16 protein-coding genes are annotated in these 25,465 nt (G+C 65.3%); 5 read left to right on the top strand and 11 right to left on the bottom strand.

Annotation, left to right across the window (positions count from 1 at the left end; genetic code table 11):
* Positions 1-144: 144 nt before the first annotated feature.
* The gene (locus Q0053_RS03955) at positions 145-1,470 is read right to left on the bottom strand and encodes an ammonium transporter (RefSeq protein ID WP_298096321.1); all 1,326 of its coding nucleotides are present in this window, start codon (positions 1,468-1,470) and stop codon (positions 145-147) included.
* Positions 1,471-1,988: 518 nt separating this feature from the next.
* The gene (locus Q0053_RS03950; RefSeq protein ID WP_298096318.1) at positions 1,989-3,011 is read right to left on the bottom strand and encodes an NAD-dependent epimerase/dehydratase family protein; all 1,023 of its coding nucleotides are present in this window, start codon (positions 3,009-3,011) and stop codon (positions 1,989-1,991) included.
* A gap of 157 nt (positions 3,012-3,168) precedes the next feature.
* Between Q0053_RS03950 and Q0053_RS03945 the strand changes: the two genes are divergently transcribed.
* Complete coding sequence (locus Q0053_RS03945) at positions 3,169-3,771, top strand: hypothetical protein (RefSeq protein WP_298096315.1); 603 nt, start codon at positions 3,169-3,171, stop codon at positions 3,769-3,771.
* Here Q0053_RS03945 and Q0053_RS03940 read toward each other — a convergent pair.
* Positions 3,731-4,741 (bottom strand): M48 family metalloprotease, encoded by a 1,011-nt coding sequence (locus Q0053_RS03940; RefSeq protein ID WP_298096313.1) that lies wholly within the window; start codon positions 4,739-4,741, stop codon positions 3,731-3,733. The genes Q0053_RS03945 and Q0053_RS03940 overlap by 41 nt on opposite strands.
* A 260-nt stretch (positions 4,742-5,001) precedes the next feature.
* Between Q0053_RS03940 and Q0053_RS03935 the strand changes: the two genes are divergently transcribed.
* The 3 genes from Q0053_RS03935 to Q0053_RS03925 all read left to right on the top strand — a co-directional run bounded on the left by Q0053_RS03935 (position 5,002) and on the right by Q0053_RS03925 (position 13,506).
* On the top strand, positions 5,002-9,804 hold the full coding sequence (locus Q0053_RS03935) for a M10 family metallopeptidase C-terminal domain-containing protein (protein ID WP_298096310.1): 4,803 nt from the start codon (positions 5,002-5,004) through the stop codon (positions 9,802-9,804).
* A gap of 255 nt (positions 9,805-10,059) precedes the next feature.
* On the top strand, positions 10,060-12,234 hold the full coding sequence (locus Q0053_RS03930) for an AGE family epimerase/isomerase (protein ID WP_298096307.1): 2,175 nt from the start codon (positions 10,060-10,062) through the stop codon (positions 12,232-12,234).
* A gap of 381 nt (positions 12,235-12,615) precedes the next feature.
* Entirely contained in the window at positions 12,616-13,506 is an 891-nt protein-coding gene (locus tag Q0053_RS03925; protein ID WP_298096304.1) for a metallophosphoesterase family protein, read from the top strand.
* 32 nt (positions 13,507-13,538) lie between these two features.
* Here Q0053_RS03925 and Q0053_RS03920 read toward each other — a convergent pair whose 3' ends face one another.
* From Q0053_RS03920 to Q0053_RS03885, 8 genes are all read right to left on the bottom strand, one after another.
* The gene (locus Q0053_RS03920) at positions 13,539-14,843 is read right to left on the bottom strand and encodes an O-antigen ligase family protein (protein ID WP_298096302.1); all 1,305 of its coding nucleotides are present in this window, start codon (positions 14,841-14,843) and stop codon (positions 13,539-13,541) included.
* Positions 14,844-14,927: 84 nt separating this feature from the next.
* A complete protein-coding gene (locus tag Q0053_RS03915; protein WP_298096299.1) occupies positions 14,928-15,149 on the bottom strand; it encodes a hypothetical protein in 222 nt (73 codons plus the stop codon).
* A gap of 130 nt (positions 15,150-15,279) precedes the next feature.
* Positions 15,280-16,527 (bottom strand): hypothetical protein, encoded by a 1,248-nt coding sequence (locus Q0053_RS03910; RefSeq protein ID WP_298096297.1) that lies wholly within the window; start codon positions 16,525-16,527, stop codon positions 15,280-15,282.
* Complete coding sequence (locus tag Q0053_RS03905) at positions 16,524-18,797, bottom strand: GumC family protein (RefSeq protein WP_298096294.1); 2,274 nt, start codon at positions 18,795-18,797, stop codon at positions 16,524-16,526. The genes Q0053_RS03910 and Q0053_RS03905 overlap by 4 nt, the downstream gene beginning before the upstream one ends.
* Positions 18,798-18,962: 165 nt before the next feature.
* The gene (locus Q0053_RS03900; protein WP_298096293.1) at positions 18,963-19,778 is read right to left on the bottom strand and encodes a polysaccharide biosynthesis/export family protein; all 816 of its coding nucleotides are present in this window, start codon (positions 19,776-19,778) and stop codon (positions 18,963-18,965) included.
* Positions 19,779-19,984: 206 nt separating this feature from the next.
* Positions 19,985-21,115, bottom strand: a complete 1,131-nt coding sequence (gene wecB, locus Q0053_RS03895; RefSeq protein WP_298096291.1) for a non-hydrolyzing UDP-N-acetylglucosamine 2-epimerase — start codon at positions 21,113-21,115, stop codon at positions 19,985-19,987.
* Positions 21,115-22,236: an NAD-dependent epimerase/dehydratase family protein gene (locus Q0053_RS03890; protein WP_298096288.1), complete on the bottom strand. Its 1,122-nt coding sequence runs from the start codon at positions 22,234-22,236 to the stop codon at positions 21,115-21,117. Before Q0053_RS03890 ends, wecB begins: the two co-directional genes overlap by 1 nt.
* Positions 22,233-23,270 (bottom strand): polysaccharide biosynthesis protein, encoded by a 1,038-nt coding sequence (locus tag Q0053_RS03885; RefSeq protein WP_298096286.1) that lies wholly within the window; start codon positions 23,268-23,270, stop codon positions 22,233-22,235. The genes Q0053_RS03890 and Q0053_RS03885 overlap by 4 nt, the downstream gene beginning before the upstream one ends.
* A 204-nt stretch (positions 23,271-23,474) precedes the next feature.
* Between Q0053_RS03885 and Q0053_RS03880 the strand changes: the two genes are divergently transcribed.
* Entirely contained in the window at positions 23,475-25,448 is a 1,974-nt protein-coding gene (locus Q0053_RS03880) for a nucleoside-diphosphate sugar epimerase/dehydratase (protein WP_298096283.1), read from the top strand.
* Positions 25,449-25,465 lie beyond the last annotated feature (17 nt).

Raw genomic sequence — 25,465 nt, 5'->3', positions numbered from 1 at the left:
CTCCTTCGCCTCTGCGAGGCTCCGGACGGTCCCCCTCCCCGCGAAGCGGGGAGGAGACTGGGGGGTGCGCCCCTCCACCCTCCTTCGCCTCTGCGAGGCTCCGGACGGTCCCCCTCCCCATCGGCGATGGGGAGGAGACAGGATTCACGGATGTATCGTCTCGCCGTGCTGGGTATAGTCGAGGCCCTCGATCTCCTCCTCCTTCGCCACGCGCAAGCCGGTGGTGAATTTGCAGATCATCAGGATGGCGAAGGTGCCGACGGCGCTCCAGGCCATGACGGCGACCAGGCCGATGGTCTGGTTGAGCAGATTGGCGCTCGCTGCGACCGGGTTGATGGCGGCGGTGGCCAGCACGCCGGTCAGCAGGGCGCCGACGATGCCGCCGATGCCGTGCACACCGAAGGCGTCGAGGCTGTCGTCATATTTGAGGGCGCGCTTGAGCCAGACGGCGCCGGCATAGCAGGCCGGGCCGCAGATGATGCCGATCACGAAGGCCCCCTTGGGATCGACGAAGCCGGCGGCGGGGGTGATGCCGACGAGGCCGGCGACGATGCCGGACAGCAGGCCCAGCAGGGTCGGCTTCCTGTGGTCGATCCATTCCACGGCGGTCCAGCCGATGGCGGCGGCGCAGGCGGCAAGGATGGTGTTGAAGGCGGCGACGGCGGCGATCCCGTCTGCGGCCCAGGCCGAGCCGGCGTTGAAGCCCAGCCAGCCGACGAACAGCAGGCCCGTGCCGATGGCGGTGAAGGCCAGGTTGTGCGGGGCCATATTGTCTCGCCCGAAGCCCTGACGCGGGCCGAGGACGAGGGCACAGACCAGGCCGGCGACGCCCGCATTGACGTGGACCACGGCCCCGCCGGCAAAGTCGAGCACCCCCAGTCCGCCCATCCAGCCACCGCCCCAGACCTGATGGCAGATCGGCGCATAGACGATCAGATGCCAGAGGAAGAAGAACAGGATGGAGGCGGAGAATTTCATCCGTTCGGCAAAGGCCCCGGCGATCAGGGCCGGGGTGATGATGGCGAAGGTCAGCTGATAGGCGATCCAGAGGAACTCCGGCAGGCCGGGGGCCAGGCTGTGCGCCGTGGTCGGGGTGACGCCGTTGAGGAAGGCGGCCTGCAGACCGCCGATGAAGCCGTTGGTCGGCGCGCCGCTGGTCCCGAAGGACAGGCTGTAGCCGGCGATGAACCAGAGCACGGTGACGATGACCATGGCGGCGGTGGAATGGGCGATGGTGGAAAGGACGTTCTTGCGTCGCACCATGCCGCCGTAGAACAGGGCCAGTCCGGGCAGGGTCATCAGCAGGACGAGGGCCGTCGAGGTCAGGATCCAGGCCGAGGCCGCCTCGTTGAGAACCAGCGGAGCCTGATGCGCGAGCAGGGCCGGCGCGGCCGGCGTCGCCGCCAGGACGGGCCCCGCGACCAGGCCGAAGCCGAGGGCAAGAAGGGCGGCGAGGCTGCGGGAATTCATGCGCGGGGTCCGAGGCTGGGCGACAGAAGGCTCGGCTCGAACCGCGTTCGGGGCCGCGGATAGGGATAGGAACCTATTGCAACGCAGCAGGCAAATCATTTCGTGTGCGGTGCAATAAATCGCTGTGGCGCTGCACAGTCGGGTGCCGATGGGTGAGGTGGCGGCACGTCCTGACCGCAGGTCTTCGCGTCTGCAGTGAAGTGGGTCTGCCTGCCGAAGGCAGGTTCATCACAACGGGCACAACGGGGTCACGACGAACACGACGAACACGACGGGACCGGGTCTGCGTCCGGGCCACGTGCCTTTCCCCGTGCGTCAAGATCGCGGCTTCGCCGCCTTGATCCGATTGATGCGCGGCGGCGATCCGGAGTCACATTCGTGCGTGGAGGCCGGCGTCGCCCGGCATCTGTGCAGAACCCGTTGTGTCCGTTGTGACCCCGTTGTGCCCGTTGTGCCCGTTGTGATGAACCCGGAACCGCCGGCGCAAGGGAACGGCGGCGCGTCGACGCGGGCGGTGCCTAGACCCCGTAGAAGCCCCGGTACCAGTCGACGAACCGCCGGACGCCGACGTCGATCGGGGTCGAGGGGGCATAGCCGAGGGCGGCGCGGGTCTCGGTTACATCGGCCTCGGTGCGGGTCATTTCGCCGTCCTGGGTCGGCATGACATTGAGGATGGCCTTGCGGCCCAGGACCTGTTCCAGAACCTCGATATAGCGAGCGAGCGGCTCGCGCCGACCGGCGCCGAGGTTGAGGATACGCCAGGGCGCCACGCCGCTGGTGCCGGGTCCCGGGGCCTCGGCCCGCCAGTCGGGGTCCTTGCCGGGGGCGGCGTCCAGCGCGGCCACGACGCCGTCGACGATGTCGTCGACATAGGTGAAGTCGCGCTCCATGGCCCCGGCGCCGTAGACGTCGATCGGCCGGCCTTCGAGGATGGCGCGGGTGAATTTGAACAGGGCCATGTCGGGGCGGCCCCAGGGGCCATAGACGGTGAAGAACCGCAGGCCCGTGCACGGGATGCCGAAGATGTAGGCATAGGCGTGGGCCATGGCCTCATTGGCGATCTTGGTCGCGGAATAGACGTTCAGCGGATGGGCCACGCCCTGCTGCACCGAGAAGGGCAGCGCCGCATTGGCCCCGAACACCGAGCTGGTCGAGGCAAAGACCAGATGCTCCGCCTTCACGGCCCGGGCCCCCTCGAGCACGCTCAGGAAGCCGACGACGTTGGAGTCGATATAGGTCTCGGGATTCTCGACGCTGTAGCGGATGCCGGCCTGGGCTCCGAGGTGGACGATGCGGCGGGGCGAGTGCTTCGCGAACAGGGCGGCCATGCCGTCGCGGTCCGCCAGATCCAGCGTGTTGTGGGTGTAGCCCGGATGCGTCAGCAACAGGGCAAGCCGCGCCTGTTTCAGGGCAGGGTCATAATAGTCATTGAGGTTGTCGACGCCGATGACGGCTTCGCCGCGTGCCAGCAGACGCTGCGCGGTGTGGAAGCCGATGAAGCCGGCGGATCCGGTGACGAGGACGGGGCCCTGGGTGCTCATGGGATTGCGATAGCGCCGGGCGGGCCGCTCCGCCACCTCCTATCGAACCCGGGCTGTCACGGGCTGCCGTCGCAGGTGCATCGGTGCCGGGGATGGATCGGCACCTTGCCGCGCCCGGTCGCCGCGCGATAGGTGGGGGGACAGCGGAGCCTGCAGGATGTCCGGAACGATGAGGCGGATCGGTTTGCTGGGGCTGGTACTGGCCCTGTTCGCGGGCCCGGCCTGGGCTGAGGTGACCCTGACCTTCTACGCCCACCCGGGGGCGCGGGTGCGGGACGGAAACCTGCTCTTCCCGCACGCCTTTGTGCAGGCCACGGGCACGCTGGACGAGACGGGGGAGGCGGTGGACTGGGCGGCGGGTTTCACGGCCCGCAATCCGGGCCCGCATCTGCTGTTCATGCGGGGCACCGGCGTGGTTGAGCTTCCGAACCCCCGCTATGTGGGCGAAGGCAAGCCCTATCTGACGCTGGTGGTCAGTGACGCTGACTATCGTGCCGTCCGGGCCCGGGCCGACTGGTGGAACAGTCCGGAAGGCTCGGTCTATGACCTGCAGAGGCGCAACTGCATCAGCTTCATCGCGGATCTGGCCCGGCTGGCCGGACTGCAGACGGCCGATGAGCCGTCGCTGAAGCCGGGGACGTTTCTGGAAGCCACCGCGGCGCTCAATCCGCATGCCGCCTGGAGAGGGCCTGCCCCTGAGGGGCCGGTCACTGTGGCCGTTACGGAACCAGCGGCTGGCCCGCCGCCCGCCGGGCAGTGATTTCCGCATTGACCCTTTCGAGGTCACGGGCCCGGGCCTCGGCTGAGGGGTGGTTCCAGCCGGGATAGCGAACCCGCCAGTTGAACGCCGCGAACCGACGCCAGAAGGCCGGGGCGATCGCGGGATCGAACCCGGCCCGGGCCGAGAGATAGAGACCGACCCGGTCCGCCTGCCGCTCCGTCCCGCCCGCCGTGCCGCTGAGGGCTGGAACGGTCTGTGTCTCGCGCCCCCGGGCTTCCGCCTCATGCCAGCCGCGGTGACCGAGGACGTGGTGGGCCAGCTCGTGGCCGAGCACCAGGGCCAGTTCGTCGTCAGTCGCCGTGAAACCGGCCATGGCGGTGGTGATGAACAGGCGTTTCCCGTCCGCCCGGGCGTTGAGTTCATCGGACGGGTCCAGCTGGACGTCGTAGCCGCAGGCGCGGTGCGGCCTGAGCCTGACCGACCGGTCCGCACCGTCCCTGCGAAACACAAGGTCGACCGGCCCGGCGGCGAGCGCCTGGTCGAGGGTCCGGATATTGGCTTCAACACCCTCCCAGGCGGCGGCCCGGCGCGGGGCACCGCGTGTCAGGGCCGCGCCATTGACGCTGATGAGCAGGTCGTCCCGACGCAGACCGGCGAGGTCGGCCGCCGAGCCTTCCGGTACCGCCAGCAGCCCGGGCAGGTCGCCATCCAGTCCGAACCGGGCTGCGGCATAGGGGCGCAGTTCGGGGCTGTACTGGCTCGCCGCATGCAGCAACCAGCCGGCAGAGTTCCGCACCGCCGGACACAGTTCGGCATTGGCCGCCGACAGGCGATAACCGACCCGGGCGACCCGCTGGTCCAGATCGGTCAGGGCGATCAGCCGCTGCTCTGCGGGGGCAGCGATCTCCAGTCCGGCATCGGCCACAGGCACATTCGAGCCGCACGCGGACAGGGCTCCGGTCAGGAGGATCAGGGCGGCAAGGCGGGCGGGGGAAGGCCGGGTCAACATGGCGGCACCATGCGACGGGGTCCGGGGCGTGCCAAGTCTTGCGCCGGTGTCCTTTCCGCGACCTTCGGGTTTTGCGGAACCGGTCAAGCCCGGGCGGCGGGCAATCCGGCCCGAGGGTCCGATCGTGGACGCGTGAATTATGCGACAATCCTGAGACGGGGTCGCGGGTATTCATCCCACCCTGATTGCGTTGCGCTTGTCGTTTTGGCCCGTCGCGCTAGGGTCTCTGTCTCTGAACGTTCATCCTCGACGGTGGTCCCATGTTTTTCGGCTTGAACAGCAATCGCGGCAACGGCAACGCCATCCAGTTTCTTGAGACCTACGAGGGACCTTTCGGTGAGACCGGGCGGTTCACAGGGGTCGGCGAAGCGGTTGATCCGGGTCAGGATTCCGCCTTCGGTGCCATCGCCAGCTATCAGATCTGCGCCTGCTGTGCCCGCTTCCATGGTCCGACCAGCGACGCGGACGGCGGTCCGGTCTTCAATCTGAACGCGGATGACCGCGGGGTCTTCGGCCCGAACGGCAAGCCTTCGCTCAGCTCCACCGATGCCGGTGCCCAGATCACCCGGACGAACCAGAGCTGGTCCTCGGCGCTCGGCACGGCGGCGACCGTGACCTATGCCTTCCGTGACTCGGTCACGACGATGCCGACCGACACCGCCGGCTTTTCCCAGTTCAGTTCCGTCCAGATCGCCGCAGGCGTCCTGGCCTTCGCGGCCTGGTCCGATGTCGGCAACATCACCTTCCAGCGCGTCCAGGAGGCGGGCAGCGAGTATTCCAACAACGCGACCATCCTGCTGGGCAACTACAGTTCCGGCCAGGACGGCGCGGCGGCCTTCGCCTATCTGCCCGGCGGCACGCCCGGCGCGACAGGCTTCTCGCAGGTCCAGGGCGATGTCTGGATCAACAGCTCCCTGTCCTACAATGCCGTGCCGGTTCAGCAGGGCTATGGCCAGCTGACCCTGTTGCACGAGATCGGCCATGCCATCGGCCTGAGCCACCCGGCGGCCTATAACGCCAGTGCCGGCGGCACGATCACCTATTCGGCCAGCGCCACCTATTATGAGGATTCCCTCCAGTATTCGGTGATGAGCTATTTCAGCGAGCGTGAGACCGGCGCGGACTTCCGCACCGACGCCACGGGTCCGCGCCGCTATTCGTCCGCGCCACTGATGGACGATATCTCGGCGACCCAGCGTCTGTACGGGGCCAATATGACGACCCGGACCGGCGACACCGTCTATGGCTTCAACTCGACGGCGGGCCGGCTCTGGTTCAGTGCCACCAATGAACTCAGCGCCCTGCTGTTCTGCGCCTGGGATGCCGGCGGGACCGATACGTTCGATTTCTCGGGCTATCTGAACAACGGCCAGATCATCGATCTGCGCCAGGGCTGTTTCTCCAGCGTCGGCGGTCTTGTCGGCAACGTCTCGATCGCCCTCGGTGCGGTGATCGAGAACGCCATCGGCGGCAATGGGTCAGACACCTTCCGCGGCAACTCGGCCAACAACCGCTTCACGCCGAATGCCGGCACGGACGTGGTCGACGGCGGCCTCGGGACCGATACGGTCGTGTTCTCGGGCGCGCGCTCGGCCTATACGATCACCTGGAACGGTCAGACCGGCACGATCGTCGGCAATGGTCAGAATGTGACCGTGACCAATGTCGAATTCCTGCAGTTCACCGACCAGACCATCGCAGCAGCGCCGACGGGCGGCATTGTGGTCGGCGGCGACATCACCAATGAGACCATCAACGGCACAGCCCTGGCGGATGTGATCGGCGGACTGGGCGGCAACGACACCATCAACGGCCTGGGCGGCAATGACACGCTGAATGGCGGCTCGGGCAATGACGTCCTGAACGGAGGCGACGGCGATGACGTCCTGATCGGCGCCCTGGGCAATGACACGCTCAACGGCGGTGCCGGAACCGATACGGCCGACTATTCGGGCGCGGGCGCTGCCGTGACGATCAACCTGACCACCGGCACAGGCAGCGGCGGTGCGGGCACCGAAACCCTGACCGGGGTCGAGAATGTCACCGGCACGACCTTTGCCGACACCCTGACGGGCGACGGCAACGCCAACATCCTGCGCGGCGGCGGCGGCGTCGATATCCTGAACGGCGGCGGCGGTGCCGACCAGCTCATCGCCGGCGCGCCCGGCCTCGCCGGCGGGGCACCCGACATCATCAAGGGCAGTGACACCAGCAACGGCAGCATCGCCACCGCAGTCTCGCTGTCCGGTGCCTTCGATCTGGCCCAGAATGCGGCGATCGCCAACTCCACCACCATTCCGCATGCCACCGTCGTGGCCACGACCCACGGCAATGTCGAATACTACCGCCTGACCGTGACCGCGGGCGAGACGGTCGTGTTCGACATCGACAACGCCAGCTTCGACAGCACGCTCCGCCTGGTCGATTTCGGGGGCGTCGAACTGGCCAGCAATGATGACAATGCCGCCGATGGCGGCTCGGAGACCGACTCGTCGCTGACCCACACCTTCGCCAGCGCGGGAACCTATTACATCCAGGTCGGACGTTGGGTGAGCGGCAGTGCCCCCTTCGTCTCGGGCCCGCCCCCGGCCAACCAGACCTACACCCTGCACGTTTCCAGCCCCAGCCAGACGCCGGTTCCGATCAATCTGCTGGGTTCGACCCTGAACGGTGACGCCGGTGCCGACATCCTGACGGGCGGCACCGGAGCCGACACGCTGAACGGCGGCGCGGACGATGACAGCCTGACCGGTGCCGGCGGCAATGACACGATCAACGGCGGCGACGGAACGGACACGGCGGTGTTCACGGGCAACCGCTCCGCCTACACCATCACGGTATCGGGCGGTGTGAGCACGGTGACGGGTGCCGACGGGACCGACACGGTGACCAATGTCGAACGGCTGCAGTTCGCTGACGGCCTGTACGACGCCGCGGGTGCGCCCATTCAATCGGGTGGCCCGATCAACGGGACGTCCGGAGCGGATACGCTGAACGGGACGTCGGGCGCGGATGTGATCAACGGCCTCGATGGCAATGACATCATCAACGGCGGGGCCGGGAACGATACCATCGACGGCGGGGCCGGAACCGATACGGCGGTTTTTTCGGGCACGATGGCGGGTTCCATCCGCACGACCAGCGGTTCCGTCACCACTGTCGTCGGGCCTGATGGAACGGACAGCCTGACCAACGTCGAGCGGCTGCAGTTCTCGGACGGCACCCTGATCGTGGGGGCCGGGGGTGGTCAGTATTATGCTGGCACGGCCGGGAACGACACGATTGTCGGTACGGCGTTTGCGGATGAGATTCTGGCCGGAGCGGGCGATGACTTCCTCAACGGGGGCGGCGGCAATGACCTGATGATCGGCGGCCTTGGTGAAGATACCTACCTTGTAGATGCCGCCGGCGACCAGGTCGTGGAGGCCGCTGGCGAAGGATCGGACCGGATCCTGGCTAGCGCAAGCTATGTCCTCGCCGCCGGCGTATCCGTGGAGACGCTGGAGACGGCTTCGGTCAGCGGCCTTACCGCAATTAATCTCACCGGCAACGAGCTGGCAAACACGCTCGTGGGCAACAGCGGCGTCAATCAGTTGAGTGGCGGTGGTGGGAACGACTACCTGGATGGTCTGGATGGCAATGACATCATCAGCGGTGGATCCGGGAACGATACGATCGACGGCGGGGCCGGGATCGATACGGCCGTGTTTTCGGGCTCTATCGGCTCGTATGTGATCGCTTCCCAGCCTGGCGGCACCCTGCTTGTTACCGGTGCCGACGGTGTCGATAGCCTCAGAAATGTCGAGCGCATTCGTTTTGACGAAGGCACGTTCATAATTGCTAGCGGCTATCGCTATTTCGAGGGGACCAGCAATGCCGATACAATTGTAGGCACTTCTGGGTCGGACGAGATCTGGGGGTTGTCAGGTAACGATCAGATCAGTGCAGGTGGCAGCGACGACTACATATACGCTGGCTCCGGCGATGATACGATCGATGGCGGCAATGGTTTGGACACGGTGTTTTTCTCGGGTTCGATAACGTCCTACGTAATTACGTCACCGCAGGGCGGCGGTCTGCTGATTTCTGGTCCCGATGGGCAAGACACGTTGACCAATGTTGAGCACATCAGCTTCGACGATGGACGGTTCATCGTCGCCAGCGGCTACCGCTATTGGGAAGGTAGCAACAACGCCGAAACCATTATTGGTTCATTCCGATCCGACGAGATACGGGCCTTTGGCGGCAACGATCTCATAAGCGGAGGCGATGGCGACGACTACATATACGCTGGCTCCGGCGATGATACGATCGATGGCGGCAATGGTTTGGACACGGCGTTTTTCAGCGGCAATCGCTCGGCCTACACCATCAGCCTTTCCGGCGGTGTCACCACGATCACCGGGCCCGATGGAACCGACACCCTGACCAATGTCGAGCGGCTGCAGTTTGCGGACGGGCTTTACGACATCAGCGGCAATCCGGCTTCAGCTCCGCCTGCGGCGGCACCCGAGGTCCTGCCGGCCCTGGCCGGAGACAAGGCTTCGGGGGGACCTGAGGTCCTGCCGGCCGCACCGGGCGATTTCACCAAGGGTGGAGGCGCTGAAGTGCTCCCGGCCATGGCGGACGACGGGGGCAAGGCCGACGGACCGCAGGTCTTGCCGGGTGCGACCGAACTCACCACCCCGGTCCGGGGCGAGTGGACCGGCGCTGACTTCACACCGCCCGATGGTGATGTGGCGGAGACCGTCTTCCTGTTCGATGGCCCGGCCGATGACGGCTATCTCCTTGTCCCCGCGACCGACGCGGGTTCGCCCGAGGTCCTGCCGGCGATCGCCGACGACTTCATCCTGGCGGCCAAGTTCGAGGGTCCGCCGGTCATGCCGACGCCGGACGCCGAGTTCGACGTCGCCGGTCTCGCCAAGGAGATCGAGTTCGCCCAGGGGCTCCTGTCCTCGGGAGGCGGCAACTCGTCGAATCCCCATGTCTCCGCGGACGGTCTGACCGTTTACGAGGACTGGTCGGCGTTTGCTGCCCCGACCCGTCACGACGTCTGGAGTTAAGGGAACCGCCCCGACACTCCGGGCGATCCGGACGACGCAGGCTGCGCCGTCCGGATCGTGCCGGCCGTTCGCAATATGGACCGTTCGCAGATACTGCAGTCCAGCGGCAGGTGTCGTGGACGGGTGGCCCCCTGCGGCATGGGCCTGTTTGCCGGTGGCGCGCCTGTGTTCCTGTCAGGCCGCGCCGCCAGCCCATGGCCTCCGGTTGCCCCGGGCATTCGGGCCAGATAGACCTCGTCCGGGGGACCCGACCATATGGCCATCTATCCCGTAATCCTCTGCGGCGGCGCGGGCACCCGGCTCTGGCCAGCGTCCCGTCCTGAGCGACCCAAACAGTTCATCGACCTGATATCCGACCTGTCGCTGTTTCAGGAGACGGTGCGGCGGGTCGCGCCGCTCGTTGAGAGCGGCCGGATCGTCGTGGTCGCGGGCGAGGCGCATCGGGGATTCATCGAGGCGCAACTGGCGGCGCTGGGCGTCGAGGGTGACCTGATCCTGGAGCCCGTGGGGCGGGATTCGGCGCCGGCCATGGCAGCGGCGGCGCTGTGGATCGAACAGATCGACCCGGACGGGACCGCGGTGTTCGTGGCCTCCGATCACTATATCCCGGATGCTGCGGCGTTCAGGTCAACCACCCTGGAGGCCGTGGCCGCAGCGGCACCCGGGCGGATCGTCACCATGGGCATGGCTCCGGCATCGCCGTCGTCGGCCTATGGCTATATCCAGCCGGAGACCCCGGGCCTGTCTCCCGTTCGACGCTTTGTCGAAAAGCCCGGCCAGGCCGAGGCGGAGCGCTATCTGGCCGAAGGCTATCTCTGGAACAGCGGCAATTTCGTCGCCCCGGTTCGTGTCCTTCTGGATGAGATGGAGCGGTTCGTTCCGGATGTCGTCGCCGCTGTCCGGGCCGCCCTGCCGGGGCAAGGCCCAGGTGCCCATGCGCTCGGTGCAGCCTTTGCAGCGGCCCCGAAGATCTCGATCGACTATGCCGTGATGGAAAAGAGCGACCGGGTCTGGGTCCTGCCGGCGGCGTTCGAATGGTCCGATCTCGGGGCCTGGGACGCCGTGGCGGCAACCGGGCGCGGCGGCCGCGGCGAATGGGTCGGCCATGCAAGCGACGGCTGCCTGGTTCGCGCCGCGCCGGGCATGGTCGTGGCGACGGCCGGCGTGTCGAACCTGGCGATCATCGCCGAGCCGGACGCCGTTCTGGTGTGCGACCTCGGCCGGGCGCAGGATGTGAAGGCGCTGGTTGAGGAACTGGCGCGGCGCGAGACGTCGCCCCTGCCTGTCGCGCCGCCTTCGCTGGAGGCGCTCGCCGAACGGTTCCAACGATGGCTCAAATTGTCTGCCCTGCCGCTGTGGGCCACCTTGGGCGTGGACGCCGACGGGGCCTTTGTCGAAGCGCTTGATGAGGCGGGCACTCCGGTCGGGGACTTCCGGCGGGCGCGGGTGCAGGCCCGGCAGGCCTATGTCTTCAGCCTCGCTGCGGCCTGGGGATGGGGCGCGGGCCATGCCGCCCTGGTCGAGCGTGGTCTGGCCCGTTTTGAGATCACCAACCGGCGGAATGACGGTCTTTACCGGACGCGGGTGAGCGGTACCGGAGCCGTTCTGGACGACACGGCCTCCCTCTACGATCAGGCCTTCGTCCTGCTGGCTGCGGCCACGGCTGTGGAGGCCGGGGTGGATGTGGAGCGGTCCCGGCGAACGGCGGCAGCGGTGGAGGCCGCGCTTGCGACCCTGGCCCTGCCGCAGGGCGGCTGGCGCGAGCCGGCCGGACCCGAGTTTCAGGCCAATGCCCATATGCATCTACTGGAGGCGGCCCTGGCCTGGGAGACGCTTGAGCCGGACGGGCCGTGGGCGCGCATGGCGGATGTGATCGTGGGCCTGGCCCGCGCCCGTTTCATCGACGAAGGCGAAGGCTTTCTGCGGGAGTTCTTCGGGCCGGACTGGCGACCGGCGGCGGGTGAGGCCGGTCGGCTGGTGGAGCCGGGGCATCAGTTCGAATGGGCCTGGCTGCTGACCCGCTGGGGTCGGCGGCGCGGTGACCCATGGGCGCTGGAGGCGGCCCGGCGACTTTTCGCGGCCGGCGAGCGCGGGCTGGATGCGCAGCGGGGCGTGGCCATCGACGAACTGGACGAGAGCCTGCGCCCGCGATCCACGCGGGCCCGGCTTTGGCCCCAGACGGAATGGTTGAAGGCGGCGTTGATCCTGGCGGAGGAAGCGGAGGGTGAGGCGCGCCAGCGGCTGATCGACAGCGCCGGGGCGGCTTTCGCTGGACTGTGGCTCTATCTCACGCCGGATGGGCTCTGGCGGGACAAGCTGGGCCCCGACGGTGTGTTTGAACTGGAGCCGGCACCGGCGAGTTCACTCTATCATATCGTGGCAGCGTACCGGCAGCTTCGGGAAACCAGGGAAACGCTCGCCGGAGGCTGACAGGTTCAGCGGGCCTGCGTGGGTGCCGGCCCAGGCTCGGGTGTCGTCAAGGATGCCGGGGGCGCAACGACCGGAAGCGGCAGGGGCTGCAATTCTCCGTAGAGACCCGCGGCGCGCGAAGGGGCCGGGTTCCAGCTTTCGCCGGGGTTCAGGCTCTGCGTCTGGGTCTCAATCATGCCGCATCCTCCTGCTGCATCTTTACATTCCGGTAACCATGACGCAATCGGTGACCGCCTTCACCGCGACCGGTGAGCGGGCGTCCGAAGCACGTCGTGATGACGGCCTTCTTGGGGACCAAGGTCGCTGCTATAGGGAGGGTGGCCGCGTTCGGCTGGACGAAGATCGCCGGCACTGCCACCGCAAGTCTGTTTTCAGAGACCCATGCTTTCAAGACTTTTCCGATCCAGGGCCCCGGTTGCCGCGCCGGCCTCGCCTTCCGTTCCCGAGGGGACGGTGGTCTGGGCGGTGGGCGATATCCACGGCCGGCTTGATCTCCTCCAGCCGCTTGTTGAGGCGATCGTGGCCGATCTTCGCGACGCTGCTGCGACACGCCGGGTGGTGGTGTTCCTCGGCGACTACATCGACCGCGGCCCGGACTCGCGCGGCGTAATCAAACTGCTCGCCGGTCTGTCACAGGTCCGGGATATAGAATGGCGCTTCCTGAAGGGTAACCATGAGCAGGCGATGCTGGGCTTCCTCGAGGAGCCATCGACCGGTCCGAAATGGTGCGAATACGGCGGCGACAATGCGCTGCGCTCCTACGGTCTGAGAGCCCCGGATCTCGCCCACAAGCCCGAGGCATGGGCGCGGGTGGCAGCCGATTTGCGGCACAAGCTGACCGCGGCGGAAATGGACTTCCTTGAGAGCCTCGAGCTCAGCCTCACGGTCGGGGACTATTTCTTCAGCCACGCCGGTGCGCGGCCGGGCGTGGCGCTGGAGCGGCAGTCGCCGGAGGATCTGATGTGGATCCGGCAGGTGTTCCTGGACAGCACGGTCGGGTTCGAGCGGGTGGTCGTGCATGGCCATACGCCGGCGCAGGCCGTCCACGCGGATCGTCGCCGCATCGGGATCGACACCAAGGCCTATGACACGGGGGTCCTGACCGGGCTGCGGATGGAGGGGCAGGAGCGGAGCCTGCTGCAGGCCTCCGGCCCGAGGCGCGGACCGCGGGGGCGGCCCGGGGGCGAAGAATATCTGCCGAGCGAGGCCGGCGTAGTCATCCGGGCCTTGCGGATGGAGACGGAAAATGTCGGTTTGGGCGCGGCCGGCTAGATCCTGCCGTCAGATCAGCGCCGTGGCGGGACTCAACGGGTCTGTTCGGTCCGGCTGGCGAGCTCGAGCAGGCCGCAGCACAATGCCAGGATCACAGACAGGGTGACGGTCCTCAGGGGATAGTCGGCGACGGAGTGCAGGATCAGCACGCCGATGCCGATACTGGCGGCGCGCTGCAGGTCGCCTTCCCGGGACGGGGGGGCCTTCCAGGCGGTCCAGGTCCGCCGGGCATACCAGACGAAGAAGCCGAGGATCAGGCCGATGCCGAGCCAGCCTGTTTCCAGCCAGGTCTCAAGATAGTCGTTGTGGGCCTGGTTGAAGAAGGTGCTGTCCAGCTCATCCAGCGGCTCGACCGAGCGATAGACGGCATCGAAACTGCCGACTCCTGAACCGAGCGGAAGGTAGGTCTGGGCTGTCTCGGCCACGAGTGGCCAGCGGTCCAACCGGCCCTCGAACTGGTTCTCCGTGTCGAACCGCGCGAGAATCGGCGGCAGGGCCAGCACGGCGACGGCGGTCAGTGCGGCCCCGACCCCCCCGACCAGCACCAGCAGGCCGGGACCCGGCTTTCCACGTCCGGCGGCAATCCAGGCGGCCAGCAGGCTGAGCACCATGGCGGGCGCGAACAGGGTGATTCCCGCCCGCGAGCGAATCGCCGCGAGGGCTATGACAACGAGGCCCGCGAACAGGCCGCCGATCCAAAGGGCGGTGGTCCGTTGGTCGCTGCGTCGGAGGGTCGCTGCGCCGAATGTGATCGCAAACGGCAGGGTGATCAGCAGGAGAGACGCCAGATGGTTCCGGTTGGCGAAGAAGCCGGTGACCGAGCCTGCGTCGGTCCAGCTCCACAGATAGAGGCTGTCCCCTCCACTGGCCAGTTGGGCGGCCCCGAGGAGAATGCTGGCCATGGCTGCGGCAATACAGACCTGAACCAGCCGCTGCCGCTGGATATGGGTCAGGGACAAGACGGCAAGAAGCATGGCTGCCGGTGGCACAAGCGCCAAGGCGGATGCCCAGGTCTTGTCCGGCGTCAGGGTCATCGGCGACCAGCCCGACGCGAGCCCCGTGATATCGAGGGCCAACACCAGTTGGTCACGGCCGGGAAGGGCGGTCCAGACCGCCGCGGGAAGAGGGATAAGCTGAATCAAGGGAATGGCGACAAGGGCTGCCAGCAAGCCGAGCAGGAACCGATGTTGACGCCAAGCGTCGTCCTTGATCAGCCGGCCCGCTGCCATCACCAGAAGGGGCAGGGCCGCCAGTTCGATCACGGCCAGCCGCAGGGCCTGATCCCTGCTGGCCCCGCCCAGCGCGAACGAAAAAACCAGCAGGACGACTGAAGCCAAGGCTACAGCGTCCCACTGGTATTTAAAACCGGACTTGTTCACTCGCTGGGACAGCCAGCAGACAGAAGCAGCGAGTAGACGATCTTAGGCGCTTTCACCGTCGTCGCTTGCAACCACAACCGCACCGATCACAACGGCTGCACCGATCAGCAGCACGAAGACCGGAACGCCGGCGAACTCGGAGTTGGCCTCGGCGGTGGCACCGACGCGGTCACCCACGCGGGCGACGGCAGAGGTGTTGGCGGCAGCGGCTTGTCCAGCGACGAGCAGCAGGCCTGCGGTCACAGCGGCGATGGTCTTACGCATGGTATCGGTCCCCTTGATAGCGCCGAGCCCGCAGGTTCAACGCTCGAATGATGAGATACTCCTAGCGGGCGAAGGTTTCAAAAGCAATACGGATTCACCCTGTTTCGTCGCGGGCAGGGCTTTTGGGCTCTCAGCCCGCGGGCGCGAGCCTGACCCGGTCGTACCAGACGAGCGTGGGATCCCGCCGGTCTGCAGCGCGGGTTTCCAGCCTCAGCCATTGGGCCGGACAGTTGGCCGGCACCTCGAATCGTCCGGACATGGTTGTCCAGGCATCGGTCGAGGCGCCCCGGGCACCGGCCGGCGCGGACGCCCTGTCCCCGCCGCCGGCGGTGGCGCAGGTGAGGGTCCAAGCCAGACGGTCGGCCGGATTGCCACTCTCGGTTCTGACCGCGGCGGTCAGGCGATAGGCTCCCGGTGCCAGATAGACCAGCTGCTCGGCGACGGTGCCCGTCGCATAGCCGTCGTAGACAACGCGCAGGGCCATGTTGGACGGGGCCAGGTCATCGGCGGTGATCTCTGCAGCAATCCCTGCCTTCTCTGACAGGCGCCACTGAAACGGTCCCGGATGGTCGGCCTCACCAAACCCGCTGTTGGTCACCAGGGTTGCGAGCGAGGGCCGGTTCAGTCGCCCGCGAACGGTCTGGAGCGCCTGGATCCCGCCCGCATTGATCAAGGCGCCATAGAGGTCCTGGAGTTCCTGATTGGAGAGGGGCGCCCGGCCGGCCTGGAGAAGAATCGCCAGGTTGCCGGCAACCTGCAGTCCCTCGGGGGTGAGGTTCAGGCTGGCAAGATAGGCGGGGCGCCATGGCGGTTTGGCAGCCAGCAGCCGGGCCACGACCGGCAGGGACCGCGCAGGGTCTGCGTTTCCGGCGACAGTGAACAGTCGAAAGACCTGCGGCTGGATGTCTTCCCGACGCCGGACCAGCGTATCGGCGTGGGCGAATGATGAGGCGTAGTCGCCGCGACGCAGGCGACGTTCCACCAGCCAGGCATGGGCCGGGTCGTCCCGCAGGCTCCAGTTGCCGGCCAGGGTCAGGATCTCGTCGGCGGCATCCTCGCGCCCGGCGCGGGCTTCCGTCAGGCCGAACACACGGAGGGCCCGCACATCAAACGGCGACCGGACCAGGGCGTCCCGGCTCAGGGCCGCTGCGTTTTCGTTGCGCCCGGCCGCCAGTTCCGATTCGGCCGCCCGGCGCAGGACCAGCGGCGATCCCGGGGCCAGGCTGACCGCCATCTCTACCGGTGCCCGTTGGATCAGCGGCTGGATGGCGATCTGCCAGCCGAGCAGGACAGCACCGATGATCAGGCCGTAGGAGGCCAGATCCCCGACGCCCGGTCGGAGCCTACGGGGAACGGACCTGTCAGCCCGCTCCCTCAACCCCGACGGCCCTTCTTGCCGCCCTTGGCTTCGGGTTGCGCTCCGTAGTTGTAGTCATAGGCGTAGTCATAGCCGCCGTAGTTGTAGGCTGCTGACTTGGTGCTGAACTTGGTCAGCACGACGCCGAGCAGGTGGGCGCGGCCGACCTGAAGACGCTTGAGCGCTCCCCGTGCCTGGCCGCGGCGGGTTCCCCGGGATTCCAGCGCGAAGAGGACCCCGCTGACGGCGGCCGCCAGTATCGGTGAGTCCGCGAAGCCCAACACCGGCGGGCCATCAATGACAACGTGGTCGAAGTTGTTGCGCGTCTCGGACAGGAACTGGCGCAGTCGATCCCCGCCCCAGAGCTCCGCCGGGTTGGGGGGCAGGGGCCCGCAGGGGATAAAGAAGAGATTTTCCTGGGAGGTGGGCCGCACCACTCCGGCCAGGTCCGCAGAGCCGGAGAGCAGATTGCTCATGCCGCGCTCATTCTCCACACCGACTACGCGGTGCATGGATGGGTTTCGCAGGTCGCCATCGACCAGAAGCACCCGCTTGCCGACGCGTGCCAGGTTAAGTGCAGTGGCATAAGCGGTGGTAGATTTACCCTCTGCCGGTCGGGCGCTGGTGACCAGCAAAGTACTCGGCGCTCCGTCCGTTGTGGAGAACTGTAGCGCTGTGCGCAGCGAGTAATAGGCCTCCGAGAAACCGGATCGGATGTCGGCAAGCGCTTCGAGTGGGGTCTCCCCCTTCTCGAGGAAGGGCGTAACCCCAAGCACGGCGATGCCGAGTTTCTTTTCGACGTCGTCGGGCGTGGCGAGGGTCTCGTCGAGCGCCTCGAGCACCAGAGCGGCGACCACCCCAAGACCCAAACCCAAGAGGCCAGAGAGCAAGATGTTCAGCAACAGATTAGGCTTGGACGGCTTCTCCGGCGGGGTTGCGCGATCCACGATCGAGATGTTGTTTGCAGTCACCCCGCCGGTCACGCTAACTTCCTTGTAGCGTTGCAACAACCCGTCATACAGAGTGCGCGTTGTATCCAATTCACGTTGCAGGATGTTGTACTGGATTGACCGACCACGAAGGTCTAACACGTCGCCCGTCAGACTGGTTACTTGCGCCTGTAGCGACCTTTCTTGGCGGGCAGCTATTTCATATTGGCTCTGAATGGACGTGCGGACGTTGTTCGCAAGGGCTTCAATCTGTTGGTCCGCCTCGTCGATCTGGGCCTTCAGTTGCACCATCTCCGGGAAATCCGGCTGATAGACGCTCAGCTTCTGCTGATAGGTCGCGCTCAAAACTGCCCGCTGTTCAGACAGGCGCTGAATGGCAGGGTTCTGGAGCACCTCCGGGAGGGTCATCAGCGCTGAAGTGCGCGCCGACCGCCAGCGCTCCTCCGCCGCTACGCGCGCGGCTCTGGCTTCAGCCAGGGCCGTGTTGATTGCAACCAGGTTGTTGGAAGTCAGGGACTGGGTCGAGCCGATGCTGTCCGCCGCTGTACCCGACTCACTAATGTTAACGATCTGCTGGTTGGTCGCATACGCAACCAACTGTCGTTCAGCCGATTCTAGACGGTCCTTGGTCTGGGCGATGCGTTCTTCCAGGAATTGTCGAGCGTAAGCAGAGCTTTCGAACTTTCGGTCCAGATTAGCCTGTATGAAGTTTTCGGCGAAGCCGTTGGCAATCCGGGCCGAGACTACCGGGTTGGGGTTATCAAATCCGACGGCAACCAAGCGCGAACCTCTGACGGGCGAAACGCTGAGGTTTTCCTGAACGGCTTCTAGCGCGGCGGCACGGCGACGTGCTGCTTGCTCGGCTGCCAAACCCGTGGCTGGCGGGGGTTCGATATCCAAGGTCGCAAGTGCGGCATCGGAACTGGCGAGGCCGAGATTTTCGATCACGCGTTCTGCCAGCGAGCGACTCCTCAAAAGCCCGTATTGGGTCTGGAAGAACTCTTCGCCCTGCGTCATGCTCTCTCGCGGAGCCACGTCCTCGGCGTTGAATACGCGGGCGGATTCACGATCAATCTGCAAGGTCGCCTCAGCAGTATAGATCGGCGTCATGAGAAGAGTGAGAGATGCACCGATTGTGAGCGCGCCAAGGAAGGTGCCGAGGATCAGAATGCGGTGTTTCAGCGCCAGCCGCCAATAGACAGCCAAATCAAATCCTGGCGTGTCGTCGACATCCTCCGACCAGCCAACTCCTCGGTCGTTAACCGCGGTGTCTCCTATCCTGCCGCTTTTCGAGTCTGAACGAAGGTTACGTTCGTCAGCGAAAGGTTTGTCGCCCAACATCATGCTATCCGCTACGCTTCGACGGCCGCGGCCGCGCTAAAATTCGTTCCGGCTGATATCGCAAAGGCCGTCTACACGCACCCGAAATCGAGACCTAGCCGAACCGCCTGGAGTTGAGGCAACCTCGCCGTGGAGCACAAACTGAGCTGACGGCCCTGCGAGACTTCAGTATGGCCGAAAAATCGCCAAGGCCGGAATGACCCCGATTAACTGGCGGAGACCGGCGTTGAGGCGTGACGTATCAACCACGACGACATCGTCGCCAAAGACTTGGGGGTCTGACGCCCTGCCTTGCCGAATTGCGTCTAGGTCGAAGACAGCCACCGACCGCTGGCCTGCGATCGTCCGGAAGACGGCGACCTGTGTCAGGTCCGCAACGCCCGTGGGACCTTCGGCCATGGCCACCGCTTGGAGCAACGAGGTCGATCCTCGCATCTCATACACTCCCGGCTTGGTCACGGCACCATCGATGGTGATTTTCTGGCTGGCGGCCTCCTTGACGGTCACAGTCACCTGAGGATCGCGAAGGTACCGCGCGGCCAGGCGTTCGGCGATGTCCGCCGACATCTCGCCGGCGGTCCGTCCTGCACCGCGGACGGCGCCGATCAGCGGGAGGTTGATATTGCCGGAGGTGTCGACCACCAGCTCCTCGAACGACAGGTCCTCTACCTGAAACACACGGATATCGAGCTTGTCACCCACGCCGATGCGGTATTCAGTCGGGGTTGTGGCGACGGCATGAACCAACTGCAGATCCACCGGCTGGGCTGCGGTCATCTGTGTGATGTCCATGCGCTGCCCGCCGCAGGCAGCAAGCATGAGGAGTGCCAGGGCGGATAGGAGCGAAAGGGTGCGCATCTCGGGCCTCAATACCTGAAAGCTGAACTGGTTCATTTCGGCTAGCGGATCGGGACCGGTACCTGCGTCGAGTTTCGCCGGCCCCAAAAAGAGCACCACCGCGCCACGGGCCTTGTCCAGCATCGAGAGACAGTGGTCAACCGGGTGTCCGCCCAAAGTCCGTCGGGTTCGTCCCAGTGTCGGGCAGGACCGGCCAAGGTATTGTCACCTACGTCTCCCTGGCGGCGCGACCTCCCTGCCCGCATCCGTCGGTCGCGCTGCGATCCCGCTCGAGGGGGCATGACGAGGCAGGTTCCCGGCATTGTGAGACCCGACGGCGAACGCACGGGTCAGTACTGCTTCCAGACAGCCATTTTCACGTAGTCTGTGTAGCTGAGTATGATGCGCAGAACCTTTTCCGAGACATTTGGCATGGCGTAGTCAGAGACCAGTCTCATGCTGCGGTCCTGACCGCGCGGCTGATGGCCAAGGATTTCCAGTGCCTGGAGGATGCGTTCCGCGCCCAGGCCCGTCATCATCACCGAACCCTCCTCCATTGCCTCGGGGCGTTCATGCGCTTCGCGAATGTTGACGGCCGGAAAGTTGAGGATGGACGATTCTTCACTGATCGTTCCGCTGTCGGACAGGACGGCCCGCGCGTTCATCTGAAGGGCATTGTAGTCGAGGAAGCCGAAGGGCTTCACGAGCCGGATGCGAGGATCGAATCGCATGCCGAACTCGTCGATGCGCTTGCGCGTGCGTGGATGGGTGCTGACCAGGACCGGGCGGTCGAACTTGTCGGCAACCGCGTTCAACGAGGCGGTGAGCCGCGCAAGTTGTTCCGGATTGTCGACATTTTCTTCTCGATGGCAGCTGACCAGAAAATACTCTTGAGGCGTCAGGCCCTCGCGCGCGAGGACATCGGAACCCTCGATTCCGGCGCGATAGTGCGAGAGAACTTCGAACATCGGGCTGCCGGTCTTCACGATGCGGTCGGCGGGTATCCCTTCCGCGAGCAGGTAGTCCCGCGCGATCGTGGAGTAGGGCATGTTCACATCGGCGGTGTGGTCCACGATCCGCCGGTTGGTTTCCTCCGGGACCCTTTGGTCGAAGCAACGGTTGCCCGCTTCCATGTGGAAGATGGGGATCTTGCGACGTTTCGCCGGGATGACCGCCAGACAGCTGTTGGTGTCGCCCAAAACCAGAACAGCATCGGGGTTTTCCTCGACCAGAACCTTGTCGGCGGCGATGATGATCTGCCCGATCGTGGCCGCAGCGCTTTCACCCACCGCATTCAGAAAATGATCGGGTGCGCGGATGTTCAGTTCGTCGAAGAACAGACCGTTGAGCTCATAGTCGTAGTTCTGCCCCGTATGGACCAGGACGTGGTCCGTGTGAAGGTCCAGAACGGCGATGACACGGGACAGTCGGATGATCTCCGGCCGGGTGCCGACAATGGTGACAACTTTCAGTTTGCGCATCAGGAACTCACCTGGGCCCAAATGGTGTCGGGGCGTTCCGGCAGGAATATCTCGTTCGCCCAAAGCAGGACGACCATCTCATTGTCCCCGATGTTGGTGATGTCGTGAGCCCAGCCCGGAATGGTCTCGACAACGACCGGCTTCTCGCTTGAGGTCGAGAGCTCGTGGGTTTCATTGGTCAGAACGTGCCGGAACCGGAAGCGCGCCCGTCCGTGCACGACCAGGAATTTCTCGGTCTTGGTGTGATGGTAGTGGCCGCCCCGAGTCACGCCGGGGTGGGCCGTGAAATAGGAGAACTGGCCGCTGGTCCGGGTGCGGAGCATCTCGGAGAAGCTGCCCCTCGGATCAACATGGGCCGTCAGCGGGTAGGCGAAGGAATCGGTGGGAAGATTGGCCACATACGTCGCGTACAGGGCCCGCGTTAGACCGACGCCGACGCTGTCTATCAGCGCCATGTCCCGGTCAGCTGCAAAGCCGCGGATGGTGCGCGCGACTTCACCAACCGTCGTCGCATAGGAGGCTGCCGGCTCCATGAAACCGGAGGCGGTCGGGGGGGCCTTGATCCAGCCAAGCCACTGGTCAATGAGATCGTCGATATAGAGCAGCGTCAGGGGCGACGCCGGATCGCTGACCGTGATCGGCAACTGGCGCGAAACGTTGTGGCAGAAGGTCGCCACCGCCGAGTTGTAGTTCGGCCTGGCCCACTTGCCGAAAATGTTTGGCAACCTCTGCACAAGGACTGTCGCCGGGGTTCGGTCCGCCAGGGCGAGAAGGATGTCTTCCGCCTCGTGTTTGCTCCGGCCGTAGTCGTTGTCGTCGACCGCCTTGGTCGAGGATGTGAAGACGATCAGCGGGGCGGTGCCGGCGCGTTCGATCGATTGGGCGATTATCTCCGTCAGGCCCACGTTTACGGCGTGGAATTCATCGGCTGTCGGCGGGCGGTTGGCCCCGGCCAGATGGAAGATGATCGCCGCTTCGCTGAGCGCGCGCTCCAGTTCGGCCTGTCCGGTGCTTCGGGTGATGCCGACGACCTGCTCATGGCCCGCTTCAGCCAGCCGAAGGAGCAGGTTCTTGCCGACGAAGCCGTTCGCGCCCGTGACTACGATCCGGGGTGAAGTCATTCCGCGTCGCCCCGTCGACCGGCCAGAAAGTCAGTAACGTATTTGAGCTTGGCCAGAATGGAGGTCATTTCGGCAATGTCGAGGCGGCGCGTGTTGTGTGAGTTGAAATCCTGCTGGTGCGACACGCCTTCCTCGCCCTCCACGACATATTTGTCGTAGTTCAGATCGCGATTGTCGGGCGGCACGCGGTAGTAGCCACCCATGTCCTCCACCACCGCCATCTCTTCGCGGCTGAGCAGGGTTTCGTAGAGTTTCTCGCCATGTCGGGTGCCGATGATCCTGATCGGACTGTCCTGCCGGCCGGCGACGGCCTGGGTTGCCAGCGCCAGATCCCGGATGGTTACCGCCGGTGCCTTCTGGACGAAGATGTCGCCGTTGTTGCCATGCTCGAATGCATGGAGGACCAGGTCGACTGCCTGGTCGAGCGTCATGACGAACCGTGTCATTTCCGGGTCCGTAATCGTCAGCGGAAGCCCTTTCTGAATCTGCGACAAGAAGAGGGGCACCACCGACCCGCGCGAGGCGAGGACGTTGCCGTACCGCGTGCCGCAGATGGTGGTTTTCGTGCCGACCGCTGACCGTGCCTTGGCCACCATGACCTTTTCCATCATCGCCTTGGAGATGCCCATGGCGTTGATCGGGTAGACCGCCTTATCGGTGGACAGGCAGACCACCCGCTCTACGTTCTCGTAGATCGCGGCGTCCAGTACGTTGTTGGTGCCGAGCACGTTCGTCTGCACGGCCTCCATCGGATGGAACTCGCAGGAGGGGACCTGTTTCAGGGCCGCAGCATGGAAGATGAAGTCGACGCCCCGGCAGGCCGTCTGGAGGCTTCTCAGGTCCCGGACGTCGCCGATGTGATACTTCAGACGGTGGTCTCCCATCGTAGTCCGTTGATCTTCCTGCTTTTTTTCGTCCCGACTATAGATCCGGATCTCGGACACAGGCAGCTTCAGAAATGTTCTCAGTATGGTCGTTCCAAAAGAACCGGTTCCACCGGTTATCAGAATAGATTTTCCCGAGAAGTAGTCCATTAGAGCGCTAGTCCGTATTCTGAAGGCAAAGCGACCAGCGCAATGGGCGCACGGCACGCAGCTGAGAAGACCTGAGCCGCACATAATCGGACGGTTTGGAATTGTCACCCGCAATATCGGCGCGGGAGACCGGTTTCAGGTCACCATTGTGACCGTCACACTTTCTGTTTATTCAGCAGCGCTTCGTCGTCTCGGGCTCCAGGAATGTTTTTCGACCGCAGTTCTGCGAAAGCGACAGGCGGCGTCATTGAACGCCTTAGTCAGAAGGCCATGTTGCTACCGCGCCTGTCGAAGCGGCGGCTCGTGCTGATCGCAGACGCCATGATGTGTGTGGGTACCGTCTACCTCGCCATGTTCCTGCGGCTTGGGTACCTCCCTCCGTCTAGCCCGGCTCTGTGGTTCCTGATTGCTTCGTCCGTGGGACTGGCGATACCCATTTTCATCTCCTTCGGGGCCTATCGTGAGATCTTCAGCCAGGCTGGGCTGAGGACGATCACGGTCATCGGCAACGCCTGTGTCCTGTACGCTCTCGTGTTCTCGGTGGTCTTCACGCTGGCCGGGATACCGGGGGTGCCGCGGACGGTCGGCGTCATCCAGCCGATACTCCTTTTCCTCGGGGTGTCGGCGCTCCGGGCCGTCGCGCGTCAGTGGCTGGGCGAGCGGATCAATGAGGCGAGGCGCAACCAGGCCCAGCAAAGAGTGCTGATCTTCGGTGCGGGCTCGGCCGGACGCCAGATGTCAGCCGCCATGACCCGGAGCCGGGAACTGCGGCTGGTCGGTTTCCTGGATGATGATCCGATGCTGCAGGGATCAACGATCAACGGTCTGCCGATCCTGAACCCGAACAATATTGCCAAAATCGCGGCTCGTCTGGATGTGACGGATGTCCTCCTCGCGCTTCCGTCCGCATCGCAGCGGCGGCGGAATGAGGTCCTTGAAGCCATGCGCGCCGCATCGCTCCGCGTCCGGACCGTGCCCGGGATTATGGATATCGCCCATGGCCGGATCCAGATCAGTGACATCCGGGAGCTGGATGCCAACGACCTTCTGGGCCGTGATCCGGTCGCCCCTGACGCGGATTTGCTCGGCCTCAGGATCCGGGGGCGTACGGTTCTTGTCACGGGCGCGGGCGGATCAATCGGTAGCGAAATCTGTCGGCAGGTGGCCGCCTTGGGCCCGGCGCGGCTGTTGCTTTTCGAAGTCAGCGAGTTTGCGCTCTACACTCTGCATCAGGAGCTTCTCGCAAAAGCTACCGACGGCGACGTCGAACTGATCCCCATCCTGGGATCGGTTCTGGACCAGGCGCGGATTGAAAGTGTCCTGGAGACGTGGCGTCCGGAGACGATCTACCACGCGGCCGCTTACAAGCACGTGCCCTTGGTCGAGCATAATCCGGCCGAAGGCGTGCGGAACAACATCTTCGGAACGGCTACGGTCGCGAAGGCCGCGGCCGCCGCGGGCACACCTGACTTTGTGCTGGTCAGCACCGACAAGGCCGTCCGCCCGACGAATGTAATGGGCGCCACCAAACGCGTCGCGGAGATGATCCTGCAGTCTCTGAACGAAACCAGTCCGGGGACCCGCTTCTCCATGGTCCGGTTCGGCAATGTGTTGGGTTCCAGCGGTTCCGTAGTGCCGTTGTTCCGCAAGCAGATCCAGAACGGTGGGCCGGTGACGATCACGGATCGCCGAATCATCCGCTATTTCATGACGATCCCGGAGGCGGCACAACTGGTTATCCAGGCGGGGGCAATGGCGCGGGGCGGCGAGGTCTTTGTGCTGGACATGGGGGACCCGGTCCGGATCATCGATCTTGCGCGCTCGATGATCGAACTGTCGGGCAAGCGGGTGAAGGACGCTGACACGCCGTCGGGGGACATCGAGATCGAGGAAGTCGGCCTTCGTCCCGGCGAGAAGCTTTACGAGGAACTGCTGATCGGAGAGAATCCGATGCCGACCGGTCACCCACGGATCCTGACCGCGCGTGAGGGGTATTTGCCGCTGGACGAACTTGAGCGGGCCTTGCTGACGCTCTCCGACATCCTGGTCCGGAACGACGCGGAAGCCCTGCTCGCGCAGTTGCGCCGGCTCGTGCCCGAGTTCGAGTCCCGCGATGGCGCGATGGACTGGGTCCACCTCGAACGGCTGGCCCGGGAGGGCAAGGCCGCCGACAACTGACCGGGGGTGGGCCGGGC

The organism is Brevundimonas sp., assembly GCF_027487935.1.
Lineage (GTDB): Bacteria > Pseudomonadota > Alphaproteobacteria > Caulobacterales > Caulobacteraceae > Brevundimonas.
Note: the sequence above shows the minus strand (reverse complement) of the source record. Positions and strands in the feature narration are given on the sequence as shown.

Bases quoted from the DNA above. Each gene is read 5' to 3' on its own strand.
- Q0053_RS03930 (WP_298096307.1), top strand. From the start codon at position 10,060: ATGGCCATCTATCCCGTAATCCTCTGCGGCGGCGCGGGCACCCGGCTC.
- Q0053_RS03905 (WP_298096294.1), bottom strand. From the start codon at position 18,797: ATGTTGGGCGACAAACCTTTCGCTGACGAACGTAACCTTCGTTCAGAC.
- Q0053_RS03880 (WP_298096283.1), top strand. From the start codon at position 23,475: ATGTTTTTCGACCGCAGTTCTGCGAAAGCGACAGGCGGCGTCATTGAA.
- Q0053_RS03885 (WP_298096286.1), bottom strand. From the start codon at position 23,270: ATGGACTACTTCTCGGGAAAATCTATTCTGATAACCGGTGGAACCGGT.
- Q0053_RS03915 (WP_298096299.1), bottom strand. From the start codon at position 15,149: ATGCGTAAGACCATCGCCGCTGTGACCGCAGGCCTGCTGCTCGTCGCT.
- Q0053_RS03955 (WP_298096321.1), bottom strand. From the start codon at position 1,470: ATGAATTCCCGCAGCCTCGCCGCCCTTCTTGCCCTCGGCTTCGGCCTG.
- Q0053_RS03890 (WP_298096288.1), bottom strand. From the start codon at position 22,236: ATGACTTCACCCCGGATCGTAGTCACGGGCGCGAACGGCTTCGTCGGC.
- Q0053_RS03945 (WP_298096315.1), top strand. From the start codon at position 3,169: ATGTCCGGAACGATGAGGCGGATCGGTTTGCTGGGGCTGGTACTGGCC.
- Q0053_RS03950 (WP_298096318.1), bottom strand. From the start codon at position 3,011: ATGAGCACCCAGGGCCCCGTCCTCGTCACCGGATCCGCCGGCTTCATC.
- wecB (WP_298096291.1), bottom strand. From the start codon at position 21,115: ATGCGCAAACTGAAAGTTGTCACCATTGTCGGCACCCGGCCGGAGATC.
- Q0053_RS03925 (WP_298096304.1), top strand. From the start codon at position 12,616: ATGCTTTCAAGACTTTTCCGATCCAGGGCCCCGGTTGCCGCGCCGGCC.
- Q0053_RS03940 (WP_298096313.1), bottom strand. From the start codon at position 4,741: ATGTTGACCCGGCCTTCCCCCGCCCGCCTTGCCGCCCTGATCCTCCTG.
- Q0053_RS03900 (WP_298096293.1), bottom strand. From the start codon at position 19,778: ATGCTGGACAAGGCCCGTGGCGCGGTGGTGCTCTTTTTGGGGCCGGCG.
- Q0053_RS03935 (WP_298096310.1), top strand. From the start codon at position 5,002: ATGTTTTTCGGCTTGAACAGCAATCGCGGCAACGGCAACGCCATCCAG.